This window comes from Anabaena sp. WFMT (assembly GCF_051781005.1).
Taxonomy (GTDB): domain Bacteria; phylum Cyanobacteriota; class Cyanobacteriia; order Cyanobacteriales; family Nostocaceae; genus Anabaena.
In genome coordinates this window covers 30836-44964 of sequence record NZ_JBPWOA010000028.1, presented here as the reverse complement: position 1 = coordinate 44964, position 14129 = coordinate 30836, and the positions used below count along the sequence as shown (strand labels likewise).

5 protein-coding genes are annotated in these 14129 nt (G+C 43.2%); 3 read left to right on the top strand and 2 right to left on the bottom strand.

The genetic code is table 11. The features are described from left to right. Positions 1-325 precede the first annotated feature (325 nt). Positions 326-3640, top strand: coding sequence for an ATP-binding protein (locus ACSQ6I_RS18835; protein ID WP_438891829.1), 3315 nt, complete (start codon positions 326-328; stop codon positions 3638-3640). Positions 3641-3679: 39 nt separating this feature from the next. On the opposite strand, the gene ACSQ6I_RS18830 is transcribed toward ACSQ6I_RS18835, so the two are convergent. Then, on the bottom strand, positions 3680-6619 hold the full coding sequence (locus ACSQ6I_RS18830; protein ID WP_438891828.1) for a response regulator: 2940 nt from the start codon (positions 6617-6619) through the stop codon (positions 3680-3682). Positions 6620-7006: 387 nt separating this feature from the next. Between ACSQ6I_RS18830 and ACSQ6I_RS18825 the strand changes: the two genes are divergently transcribed. Together ACSQ6I_RS18825 and ACSQ6I_RS18820 are read left to right on the top strand one after the other, a co-directional pair. Next, the gene (locus ACSQ6I_RS18825) at positions 7007-12691 is read left to right on the top strand and encodes an AAA family ATPase (protein WP_438891827.1); all 5685 of its coding nucleotides are present in this window, start codon (positions 7007-7009) and stop codon (positions 12689-12691) included. Next, positions 12684-13163 (top strand): response regulator, encoded by a 480-nt coding sequence (locus ACSQ6I_RS18820; RefSeq protein WP_438891826.1) that lies wholly within the window; start codon positions 12684-12686, stop codon positions 13161-13163. The genes ACSQ6I_RS18825 and ACSQ6I_RS18820 overlap by 8 nt, the downstream gene beginning before the upstream one ends. Positions 13164-13333: 170 nt before the next feature. Here the strand turns inward: ACSQ6I_RS18820 and ACSQ6I_RS18815 are convergent, their stop codons facing one another. Then, positions 13334-13855 (bottom strand): hypothetical protein, encoded by a 522-nt coding sequence (locus ACSQ6I_RS18815; protein WP_438891825.1) that lies wholly within the window; start codon positions 13853-13855, stop codon positions 13334-13336. Between the last annotated feature and the right edge of the window lie 274 nt (positions 13856-14129).

The window sequence follows — 14129 nt, the reverse complement described above, 5'->3', positions numbered from 1 at the left end:
CACTTTGACAAAGCTCAGTGACCACCCCACCTGGACGAGAACCACTTTGTAGAAGTGGGGGACTCAGACCCTTCGCTCCGCTTCACGGCAGGAGGAAGGGGTCATTTCTCCCTACCCCCCTGCCCACTTCCCCCTGCCTCTTCGTTGACCTTAACAAAGTTTTTGGAGTTAGCTGTTTAGACATCCTCTGAACAGTCTAATTTAATACTAGCTTAGTTTCCTATTAGTCCGCGCAAGCGGCTTTCTGCCGAAAAGACACTGAATAAGATATAAACTACTTAACTTGCATTTCTACTAAATCAAAAACATTAAACGAGTTCGTTCAATGTATTTAACAAAAATTTTAGGATTAAAATTACCTGAAAATCGGCAACTGGGAGGTTTAATCCTACTGATTATTGCTGGCTTTTTGGGAAACTACTTCCGCTGGACATTATTTTTCGACATTGATTTTCTGTTTGGTGCGATCGCTGTTTGGATTGTCGTCTGTCTATACGGGGTGAGATGGGGAACTTTTGCAGGTTTTATTGCTGGTATCTGTACCTATGTGATTTGGCATCATCCCTATACCACCTTGACTTTTACGGTAGAAGCACTATTTGTCGGTTGGCTATTTCACCGACGACAGCAAAATAATATCGTTTTGCTGGATGCTCTTTTTTGGTTGGTAATTGGGATGCCACTAATATGGCTATTTTATGCGATCGTTCTCCACGTCGATCCGACTCAATCCCGAATTATTCTTTTTAAGCAGCCTGTCAATGGTATCTTCAACGCCCTCATTGCCAGCTTATTACTGACGCATTCGCCTATTCATCGTTGGGTTGACCGTCCACCTGCCATTAGCACCCTTTCATTACAACAAACTCTGTTTAATCTGTTAGTCACTTTTGTGTCATTTCCCACCTTAGTTTTAATTGTGTTAGCCAGCCATCAGGTGGTCAATGACATCAAAAACACCGTGCGCTTAGACTTAAATGATGCCTCTCGTTACTTGACAGTTGAGATGCGTGGCTGGTACGAGAGACGTTTGACATCTGTGAATGGACTTGCCGAATTAGCAATGCTCAACTCTTTCCAGAGCGATGCTTTACAACAAAATGCTGCATTCGTGAGCCGGACTTTTCCTGAGTTTCGACACATTCATATTTTAGATGAGACAGGAAAAACCATTCTCGATTTTGAGAACAATGTCTCTGCTCCTCAGATCGCCTTTAATCAAAACGAGTATTTCGAGCAAATACGGCGATCGCCCCAACCGTTTCTCTCTCCTGTTCGGCTGATACCGAGCAATTCTTCCTTTCCTGTTGCCTTATTTGGTGTGCCAATTCTGAAGGATGGAAAACTGATAGGTGCTATTTTTACTGAAATTGATTTAAGCAATATCACAAAGTTGTTACAGTCTAATTTGGGTAAAGAAAAGCTAGACATCACATTAGTTGATCAACAGCAGACAGTAGCTGCCACCACGAAACCAGAATTGATTGGTACTCCATCCTTCAATTGGCGTAAGGATGGCAGGGTTGACCAGATAGGTACTCAAACCTACCATTGGCTACCAACTACTGGTAGTCCCCTGGTCATGGTGCAGTGGCAAAATTCCCTATTTGTGAAAGAGTTTGCTATTGATCAGACAATTCCCTGGAAACTGGTTGTCCAGATGGCTGCAAGCTCTCATGTGCGCCAGATTGAGTGGGTTCACACCCGCAATATGGCAATACTGCTATTTGTCTCCGGACTGGCTCTAATTTCTGCTACTTTAGTTAGTCGTCAATTGGTTCAACCGTTGTTTCAATTGGCAGATGTCACTACTAACTTACCAAATAAACTGCTAGAGCAAAAACCGATCAACTGGATGCACAGTCAGGTAAGTGAATTGGCGCTGTTATTGCAGAACTTCCGATTGATGGCTGTCAGTTTACAGCAAAAGTTTGGGGAAATTCACCAAGCTAATGAACTGTTAGAACAACGAGTACAGGAGAGAACTCAAGCACTACAACAAATAAATGCCGAATTAGAAATGGAGATTGCCGAACGAAAACGGGCAAAGAAAGATCGCGATCGCTTGATTGCAATCTTACAAGCCTCTACAGACTGTATTGGGATGTCGTCACCAGATGCTGTTGTCCTTTGGAATAATGCTCAAGCTAATAAAATTCGGGGTCTATCCCCTGATGCAGATGTGTCAGCCCTACGCATGAAGGATTATCACCCCCAATGGGCTTTAGAAATTATTCAAAATCAAGGGCTGCCAGGTGCAATACAGAATGGTAGCTGGGTGGGAGAGACGGCATTATTAACTAATGAGGGTAAAGAAATTCCAGTTTCGCAGATGATTATTGCCCATAAAACAACAGATGGTACTCTGGAATATTTTTCTACCATCATGCGCGACATCAGTGAAGCGAAACAGCGGGAAGCGGATTTGATCAGAGCAGAAACAACACTGCAAAGTTTAGTTACAGGAACGGCTGCGGTTACAGGGCAAGATTTTTTCCCAGCTTTGGTTTGTCATATTGCCCAAGCCTTGCACGTCCGCTATGCCCTTGTCACCGAACTAGTAAATGGTGAACTTCAATCTCTGGCTTATTGGGCGCATGGGACATTGCAACCACAAACATCCTACTTTCCGGCACGCACACCATGCGAATTGGCCTTGAGAAACGGACTGTTTTACTGCGAAAGCTTTGTTCAGCAAATGTTTCCTGAAGACTTAGACTTGGTGACAATGCAAGTAGATAGTTATCTGGGTATTGCTCTAAAAAATACCAACGGCGATGCTATTGGTAATCTTTGCATTCTCGACTTGCAACCACTGGCAGATATGCGGCGATTAAGGACAATTTTAGAGGTATTTGCCGCACGGGCAGCAGCAGAATTAGAGCGAAAGCGGGCGATTGAAGCCTTATATGAACTGAATGAGTCTTTAGAAGTGAGGGTAATCCAGCGGACTGCCCAATTACAAGCTGCTAACAAAGCATTGGAGTCCTTTTCTTATTCCGTTTCCCATGATTTGCGAGCGCCTTTACGAGCGATTGATGGCTTTTCGAGAATGATCCAAGAAGACTACAGTGAGCAACTGGATGCCGAAGCCAATCGTTATTTAAAAGTTGTCCGGGATAATGCCAAACGCATGGGTGAGTTGATTGACGATCTGTTGAATTTATCCCGTTTGGATCGGAAGGAAATGTCCAAACAGCCAGTGTTAGTCAATGAGTTGATTCAACAGGTGCTGCGTGATTTAACCCCAGAATGGTCAGGTCGTCAGATTGAATTTGCGATCGCTGATTTACCCATCTGTCAAGCTGACTTTTCCCTCCTCACCCAAGTCTGGATTAACTTGTTATCCAATGCCATCAAGTACACTAAATACAAATCCATTGCTCATATCGAAGTGGGTTATGAGGTGATGGATGGCGAAGGAGTGTACTTCATCAGAGATAATGGATCAGGATTTGATATGCAGTATGCCGATAATCTATTTGGAGTATTTCAGCGTCTGCACCGCGAACAAGAATTTGAAGGTACAGGTATTGGACTAGCGATCGTGCAACGCATTATTCAACGCCACGGTGGCCGCATTTGGTCCCAAGCAGCAGTTGATCAAGGTGCAACCTTTTATTTCACTCTTCCCGATTAACACCATTTTGGTTTTAGATTTTAGATTGCTGAATCTAGATTAGACATTAGCGATATTACCTGTAGCATAAAGCGTAGAAATTGCCCGTATTAATCCCTCTGGTTCAATAGGTTTGGCAATATGCTGTTGAAAGCCTGCTTGTAACGATTGTTGCTGATTGAAATCACCGGCGTAGGCAGTCAGAGCGATCGCGGGAATCTGTCCGCCCTTCTCTGGTGGCAAGGCTCTGATTTGCCGCATCAGCATAAAGCCATCCATTTCCGGCATCCCGATGTCGCTAAGGAGGACATCAGGTTGGAATTGAGTTAAGGCTGTAAATGCTTCACCGGCCGAAGCAGTTACGATTACTCTTGCCCCTGCTTGTTCCAATAAAAAAGCAACAAAGTCCCGTGTATCTGTCTCATCATCAACCACTAAAACATGGATACCCTGCAAATCAAGAGATGGTTCTGACAATTGAGAATCTTGATTTACAGTTGGCACAGTTGCCATCAGTGGCAGCTTAACCTTGAATGTGGCTCCCATTCCTTCACCCTGGCTTTCTGCCTGAATAGTGCCACCGTGCAGCTCAACTAAGTGATGGACGATCGCCAGACCCAAACCCAGTCCACCAAACTGACGAGTGGTAGTGCTATCTGCTTGACGAAAATAATCAAACACATGAGGTAGAAATTCAGGAGAAATACCCATTCCGGTGTCGCTAATGGTGATTTGAGCTTGATTGTCAACCTGTTCCAATCGCACCTCAACCCGACCCCCTGGGGGTGTAAATTTAACGGTATTGGAGAGCAAGTTCCATATCACTTGCTGCAAGCGGGTTGAGTCACCAGAAACAAGTCCAACTTCAGGCTCTAGCATCGTCTCTATTTGAATAGACTTGGCTTCTGTTGCGAGTCGCACAATTTCGATTGCCGCTTTAATAGTTGATGCTAGATTAATCGGGCTGCTTGTGAGACTGAGCTTGCCCCGCAGAATCCGGGAAACATCCAGCAAATCTTCAATCAGTTCTGCTTGCAGTTTGGCATTCCGCTCAATAGTTTCCAGGGCGATCTTTGTCTTGGCCTCGTCAAGAGAGCCGGTTTGCAGCAGCCTTGACCAACCCAAAATGGGATTGAGGGGCGATCGCAGTTCGTGAGATAACACCGCTAAAAATTCATCCTTAATCCGGTTGGCGGCTTCGGCTTCTTCTCGCGAAGCTTCTGCAGCCGACCTTGCTTGCTGTTCTGCTTCGTATAACCGAGCATTTTCAATGGCGACCGATGCCATTTGTGCTAATTGCACCAGGATGGCTTCGTCGGCTTCAGTAAACTCACCCTCATATTTGTCTGAAAGCTGAATCAAGCCAATGTTTTGTCCATCTCGCCCTACAAGAGGGACAGCAAGCCAGCCTCGCATCGGAGGATGGTTTTCTGCCTCTTTGCCAAAGCCTCGCCAACGTGGATGTGCCTCTAGTTCGCTTTGAGTCATCCGCATCGGGCGATTCAGGTGACACACACAGGCATAGATGCCAGATCCATCGGGCTTTTTATCGTAATTCCGCCAAGCCGCATACTTATCAGACAAGTAGATGGCGGTAATTGCCTGTGCCCAATTCTCATCAATCGTCATGCTGGTGATAGACTGGTGAGTACCAATGATTGATGCCGCCTGATCGGTGATTACTTGCAATAGTTGTTCAACAGAAAGGGCAAAATTGATCGTCAGTGCTGCTGTGGTTAATCCCTGCAATTGTTTGACGTAGTGGCGTTCACGGGCTAGCAATTGTTCTCGTTCGAGTTCGGCAAGTTGGCGATCGCGAAGCGCCGTTTGCCGTTCGCTCACATCCAATAAAACACCATGCCAGACAATATCCCCATTTTCTCGACACTCTAGACGAGCGCTTACCTGTACCCACTTGAGTTTGCCAGAGGGTGTAACTATTCGCCACTCATGAGACAAGGGTTTTAAAGTTTGAGCGCTCTGTTTGGCAGCGGCATAATATCCGGCACGGTCATCAATATGAATTTGTGCAAAGCAAAGAGAGGCATTATTTAAAACTTCTTCTGGTGTTAATTCTAGCAAGTCTTTACAACCAAAACTGACATACTCAAAACCAGCAGAACTATCGGAATGCTGTACAAAGGTGTAAATCATTCCCGGTATATTAGACGCTAATGTTTGAAGTAACTTTTGGCTATGCTGTAATGCTGATTGTGCCTGTTTAATATCAGTAATATCTGTTGCCGAACCGATGACTCCCTGTATCACCCCCTGAGTATCCACAAAAGGTTCTACAATAGTTTTGTACCAACGGACTTCTCCTTGTTTGTTAGCGATCGCTTGACAGGGATAAATTTGTCGCTGCCCAATCTGCATTACCTCTTGGTTATTAACAAAATGAGGCTCCGTTTGTTCTAAGGCAACATTTGTCAAATCGTTTTCCCGCTTGCCAATGATTTCCTCTACTTTTACTCCATAGGCTATGGCTCCTGCTTGGTTAATGGTGACAAAACGACCTTGAGTATCCTTGACAAAAATACTATTAGGCACAACATCGAAGACTTGCCGCAAGAATATTCTTTGGTTTTCTAGTTCTGCTTGGGCTTGCTTACGTTCTGCTCGTACCTGTGCATCCCGCATTTCTCGACGCACTGCCTCTGGCAATCGGTTTAAGTTGTCTTTCATCACATAGTCATCAGCGCCCGCTTTCATCATTTCCACAGCAGATACTTCGCCGATAATGCCAGAAATGAGAATGAAAGGAATATCTTTGTGACTCTGCTTGACTATTTCTAAAGCCGCAGGCGCATTAAATCCAGGTAATCGATAATCTGAAAGGATGACATCCCAGCTACAGTGATTGAGGGCAGCACTCAGTTCTTGGGCTGTTTGGACACGCTCCCAGATAGGATTGAAACCACCGCGATGTAGTTCACGGAGAACTAACATAGCATCAGCCTCTGAATCTTCCACAATCAGCACGTTCAAGGGTTGACTCATACTTAACAAGCTCTTTGGTAACCTTTGAGTATTCCCCAACTAACATTTTCAGGACTGACGCAACTGGTACAGCGATTCTAAAAACAAACCAGGGGAGTTAAAAATTGACGAGCTAGACACTTAAGAGGTTATAGACCTATTTGCTCATGACTTAGCCCGCATGATTAAGAAATGTTAATTATTGATGGGAGTAGGCTATATTTTGGTCAGAAAAAATGATTACGATACTCACACTTGTTAATCAAATCATTCAATATCTATATCTATGTTAATCAAAATATCTAGCTGGTCAACTACCTACACTGACATGAGTATAGATACAGTGTGTTCGAGCTAACAAAGAATTAGAGAGAACTCCTGTCGGGTTTAGTTGAAGGTGGTTGAACTATGATTACAATTCCGGGTTATCAAATTCAGAAAAAAATCCACGAAAGCGCTAATTCACAGGTTTATCGGGGAATTCGTGAACGGGATAGTTTGCCTGTAATCTTCAAGATTTTGAAGAAAGAATACCCCACACCAGAGGAAATCACCCGATATAAACTCGAATACGAAATTACCCGCAGCTTGTCACTGGAAAGTGTGATCCAATCTTACGGTTTGCAGCAATATCAAAGTAGTTTTATCATTATTCTAGAAGATTTTGGAGGGAAATCTTTAGCAAATATTATAGAGACAAGCAGGTTTAACTTAACAGAATTTCTCAAGTTAGCTGTGCAAATAACTAAAAGTTTAAGTGATATTCATAGTGCAAAAATAATTCATAAAGATATTAATCCATCCAATATTGTTTTTAATCCAAAAACACAACAACTTAAAATTATTGACTTTGGTATTTCAACTGCCCTATCGCGGGAAACCTTAACTCTCAAAAGTCCCACAGTATTAGAGGGAACCCTGGTTTACATATCTCCAGAACAAACAGGCAGAATGAACCGTTCTCTGGACTATCGAACTGATTTTTACTCTTTGGGTGCGACCTTTTATCAATTGTTAACCCATCGACTGCCATTTGAATCCAGCGATCCCCTAGAGTTAATTCATCATCATCTGGCTCTAGAAGCGATTCCACCTCATGTTATCGATCCAGAAATTCCGGTGATGGTTTCAGAAATTATCCTGAAACTGTTAGCTAAAACAGCGGAGGATCGGTATCAAAGTGCTGGGGGAATTATAACTGATTTAGAACAATGTCTGATTCAGTTACAACAAACGGGACGCATAGAGTCTTTTACTTTAGCACAACAAGATATTTCCGATCAGTTTTATATCCCTGAAAAACTTTATGGCAGAAAAAAGGAGGTGGAGACCTTATTAGCAGCGTTTGACAGAGTAGCAGGTAAAGATGACGCAAAAGATGTTTCTCCGTCTTCCTCCCTCGTTGAGATGATGCTTGTTGCCGGGTATTCCGGTATTGGCAAGTCAGTATTGGTGCAGGAAATTTATAAACCGATTACACAACAACGGGGCTATTTTGTTTCGGGCAAATTTGACCAGTATCAGCGTGATATCCCTTACTTTGCGATCGCTCAAGCCTTGGAATCGCTGATCAAACAATTATTGAGTGAAGATGAAGCACAATTGAGTCTGTGGCGAGAAAAACTCTTAGTGGCACTGGGATCTAATAGTCGAGTAATGACTCAAGTAATTCCAGCATTGGCATTGATTGTGGGAAATCAACCAGATGTACCTGTTTTGCCGCCGACAGAAGCCCAAAATCGCTTTAATCAAGTCTTTCAAAATTTCATTCGCGTCTTTACTCAGTCAGAACATCCCCTCGTCATCTTTTTGGATGATCTTCAGTGGGCAGATAATGCCTCGCTGAAGCTGATTCAACTGTTAGCTACCACCACCGAAAAACAATCTTTGCTGTTGATTGGGGCATACCGGGATAATGAAGTAAATGCAGCCCATCCCTTGATGCAAACGGTAGAGGAAATCCGGCAGAGTGGAGGAGTGGTAAACCAACTTTTTCTGGCAGCATTGAACTTACCTGATATCAATCAACTGATTGCCGATACATTGCACTGCCAACCAGAGGATTCCCTGCCCTTAGCCAAACTGGTGCAACTAAAAACTGGTGGAAATCCCTTTTTCATGAATGAATTTTTGAAATCTCTCTACACCGAAGGGCTACTGAAATTTGAGCGCCAAACCAAAAAATGGCAATGGTCGATAGAGCAAATTCAGAAGCAGGGCATTACTGATAATGTTGTCGATTTGATGGCCAGCAAGATTCAGAGGCTCAATGAACAGACGCAGCAAGTGTTGCGGCTATCTGCCTGTATTGGCAGCTCTTTTAATTTAGAAACCCTAGCTTATGCCGCTGAACTATCCCAGCGAGAAACCGCTCAGACTTTGGGAGTGGCGATCGCTCAAGGGTTGATTCTGCCCATGAGCAATGCCCACAAATCAGTAGTCTTCGATGTGCCACTCCCCAATAGCCCGACAATTGAATATAAATTTGTTCACGATCGCATTCAACAAGCAGCTTATTCTCTCCTTCCCCAAGCCGAGCAAATCAAAACCCATTGGCAAGTGGGACAGTGTTTATTACAAATGACTGCCCCCGAACAGCGAGAATCCAAAATTTTTGATATCACCAACCAACTAAACCTGGGCAGAAAACTGATCAAAACTCAATCTGAGCAGGATAATTTATCTCGGTTAAACCTGATGGCAGGGGAAAAAGCCAAGGCATCAGCTGCTTATGATGCTGCCTGGGGATATTTGCAAACTGGTTTGGATCTGCTGACCATAGATAGCTGGCAAACTAACTATGATCTTACCCTGACCCTGTATAGTGCTACAGCAGAAGCCGCCTATCTTAGCGGTAATTTCGAGCAAGTAGAGCCACTGTGCCAACAGGTACTTGATCATGCCAAAACCCTACTAGCCAGCTTAAAAGTCTACGATGTCAAGATTCAGACTTATGTTGCTCAAAGCAAATTGCTAGAGGCGATTCAAATTAGTTTACGCTTACTGGAAAAATTAGGAGTTCATCTCCCCAACCAGCCAAACTTTGAGGATGTTCAACAAGCAATCTCGGCAACTGCCTCAAAATTAGCAAACAGACACATTGAAGATTTGGTGAACTTGCCAATCATGTCTGAGCCAGAGGTGCTGGCAGCAATGCAACTGTTGACAAGTATGTGTGCATCAGCTTATTTGGCAATACCTCCCCTATTTCTGCTGACTGTACTCAAGATGGTGGATTTGCTGGTTGAGTACGGAAATATGATGTTGGCTCCCTTTGCCTATGCCGCCTATGGGATTATTCTCTGTGGAGTTGTCTTTGAGATTGATGCCGGGTATCAATTTGGTCAACTGGCCATAAGTCTGCTGGAGCGCTTAGATGCCAAACCCATTCAAGCCAGAACCTTATTCCCGGTTAGTGACCAGATTAATGTTTGGAGGAAACACTTGAGAGAAAGTCTCAAGCCACTCCAGGATTGCTATCAGGTTGGAATTGAGCAGGGCGATTTAGAGTTTGCTGGCTATGCGGCTATGCATTTCTGTGGTTATGCATTTGCGGTAGGTCAACCCCTGGCTGAACTACAACTTCATTTGACCAGTTATGCCCAGGCAGTGAAACAAATCAAGCATTCATCTGGTATTCATTTTGTAGATATTTGCTGGCAAACTGTTTTGAACTTGATTCAGGATGTTCCTGCACCTGGTATTTTATCGGGTCAAGCTTATGATGAAGCCATCCGGCTACCCCAGATGCAACAAACCAATTTTCACGGAGGTTTGTTCTTTTTTTACCTGAATAAATTATTTCTGTGTTACCTGTTTGACGATGCAAAGGGGGCAGTTGCCAATGCTGTTCTCGCACAAGAGTATATGGGTGCAATGACCGGATCGGCCTTGGTGGCTATATTTCTGTTCTACGATTCTCTATCTCGGCTGGCGGTGTATGCAGACACAGATCCCTCAAAACAGTCAGAGTTGCTGCAACAGGTAGCAGAAAATCAGGCAAAAATGCAAAATTGGGCGCACCATGCCCCCATGAATTATTTACACAAATGGCACTTGGTAGAAGCCGAACGGTATCGGGTGTTGGGTGAGGTAATGGCAGCAATGGATGCCTACGATCGCGCGATCGCTCTGGCGAGAGAAAACGAATACCTGCAAGAAGAGGCTCTAGCCAACGAACTAGCAGCAAAGTTTCATTTGGCAAATAACCGGATAACAATCGCTAAAGCCTATCTGCAAGAGGCGAGGTATGGTTATTTAAGGTGGGGGGCAACAGCTAAAGTCCAAGACTTGGAAAGACGCTATCCCCAACTGCTAGAACTGCGGTCACCAATGACCAGCACAGGTAAAGTTGACACTACACAATCAGCTTCAACTAAGTTAGAGGCACTTGATCTAGAAACGGTATTGAAAGCATCTGTTGCGATCGCAGGGGAAATCCTGTTAGATAAACTGCTGGCAAAACTGATGACCATCTTGATTGAGAATGCCGGGGCGCAAACGGGTTATCTAATTTTACCAACAGAAGACGAATGGCGGATTGAGGCGATTGGGTCGATTGGTGATGAAAAAATAGCTGTTTTACAATCAATTCCCCTAGATTTAATCTCAATAGATGGAACTACTTACTTACCAACTGCTCTGATTAATTACGTGGCTCGCACTCAAGAAAGTGTCATCCTCGACAATGCTGCTCAATCCGGCAACTTTCAATCTGACCCTTGGATTGTGCAGCACCAATCGAAATCAATTCTTTGTGCGCCCCTGTTGAACCAGGGAAAACTGACTGGAATTGTCTTTTTAGAAAACAATCTCACCACTAATGCATTTACGCAAGAGCGAATTGAAATCCTGCGTTTACTTTCTAGTCGGGCAGCTATTTCTATTGACAATGCTCGTCTATTAAAGCATCAGGAAGAACTGAATGCCTCTTTAAGGGCTGAAATTGCCGAACGCCAAAGGGCAGAGAAAGACCGCGATCGCATGATCGCTATCCTAGAAGCATCTACTGATTATATTGGTATGTGTACTCCTGAAGGCAATATTTTCTGGAATAATGCTCAAGCCAGAAAGCTGTCAGGCATACCCCTGGATGCAGACCTCTCTAACGTGATTATCTCCAAATGCCATCCCCAATGGGCATTAGAAATTGTCCTAAATAAGGGCATTCCGGCAGCTATTCGAGATGATACCTGGGTTGGTGAAACTGCTTTGTTGGGCAGTGATGGCAGAGAAATTCCGGTTTCGCAAATGATCATTGCTCACAAAGCCAGGGATGGTAGTGTGGAATATGTTTCTACTATTATGCGGGATATCAGTGACATCAAAGCGGTAGAGGCAGAAGTCCGTCAACTCAATGTAGAATTAGAACAACGGGTCATCCAGCGGACTGCCCAATTACAGGCTGCTAACAAAGCATTGGAGTCCTTTTCTTATTCCGTTTCTCATGACTTGCGAGCGCCTTTACGGGCAATTGATGGCTTTTCGAGAATGATCCAAGAAGACTACAGTGAACAACTTGATGTAGAAGCCAATCGTTACTTAAAAGTTGTCCGGGATAATGCCAAACGCATGGGTGAGTTGATTGATGATCTGTTGAATTTATCCCGCTTGGATCGCAAGGAAATGTCCAAACAGCCCGTGTTAGTCAATGAGTTGATTCAACAGGTGCTGCGTGATTTAGCTCCAGAATGGTCAAATCGGCAAATAGAATTTGCGATCGCTGATTTACCCATCTGTCAAGCTGACTTTTCCCTCCTCACCCAAGTCTGGATTAACCTGTTATCAAATGCCATCAAGTACACTAAATACAAATCCGTTGCCCATATTGAAGTGGGTTATGAACTTATGGATGGTGAAGGAGTGTACTTTATTAGAGATAATGGATCAGGGTTTGATATGCAGTATGCCGATAATTTGTTTGGAGTATTTCAGCGTCTGCACCGCGAACAAGAATTTGAAGGTACAGGTATTGGACTAGCGATCGTTCAACGCATTATTAAACGCCACGGTGGCCGCATTTGGGCTAAAGCAGCGATCGATCAAGGCGCAACCTTTTATTTCACCCTTCCGAGTACAATAACTAATGACTGACCAACCCATTGATCAGCCCACTGATACATCTTTTGAGCAACCGATTTCTATTGTGTTAGTTGAAGATAATCCTGCTGATGCAGAACTAGCTATGCGGGCTTTGCGTCGCGGACGAATTGGAAATCAAGTCCAATTGCTTCAAGATGGAGCAGAAGCCCTCGATTTTTTCTTTTGTCGCGGAAACTATGCCCAGCGGATGATGACAAATCAACCCAAAGTTATTTTACTAGATTTGAAACTGCCAAAAGTGAATGGATTGGAAGTTTTACGGCAACTCAAATCTGACCCACGCACACAAATGATTCCCGTTGTTGTATTGACTTCTTCTGCTGAAGATAGCGATGTGATCGAGAGTTATCAACTGGGGGTAAATAGCTATATTGTTAAACCTGTAGATTTTGAACAATTTAACCAAGCAGTTCAGCAACTTGGATTTTATTGGATTTTATTTAATCGAGTTCCTGTTACTTAAAGGAATTATTCTTTATCCTCAAAGTTAACATCTTGCTAAATGTCAATTAAACTAATTTCAAAATCATTACGTCATGATAGGTATATTCTCGATACTAGAGACTAGACCTCTTGCAAAATTATTTTATGCTAAAATGAGAGTACCTCTGCGTCGGTTGTTTGCTCAAAACTCTATCTTTTCCAAAAGTAGGCGATCGCAGCAATGATCAAAAGAAAGGCAATCTCTAGCAAATAGCTGACACAGACACTGCGATTCAGTAAACCATCCCACAGATAACCTTTATGTTGGGAAGTAGGGCTACGTTTGAAAGTATAAGTCCAACTACCATAAATTTTAGGACTACATAAACCATAAGTATTAGCAAGAATGGATTCTATTTGGGCAACACGGGGATAGAACCCACGCTGAAAATGTTTCCATTGACTTTCAAGAATCCAGAAAAATAAGGGTATAGCGCAACCTATAAAGGCAATGTTACTAGCACTGATACTGACGCTGAGATTTTGTTTTTCTCTTAATATAAATCCTAAAACAGCACTAGTTCCAGTAATACCCAGTGCCTTGATCACCCAAATCTGCTTATTATAGTCTTCAATAGTAGTTTGCAAAAAAAAGTATTCCTGTTTGAGCAAATTAAGTTCAAAATCACCCAGTTGATTTGATTGAGCTTCAGAAGACGGTGTTTTAGACATTGGTGAATCCTGATACCACAGAAATTCAAATAGAGTTGATAGAAATATTAGGATGCTGTTTGATAAAATTTTTCTTCAATCTGTAATTCCTTGTCAGGTGAATTGTTGCTAGTTTCTCATACCAATTCTATGTGAGGCTGCACATAATCATGAAATTCCTTGATTAATCCATCTTTATTTGTGTTCATCTGCGTCCATCTGCGTTCAATTATTTATTCTTGATATTTTATTCTATGCAGCTTCATATTAATTTGGTATTAGCTATAAAGTTTTT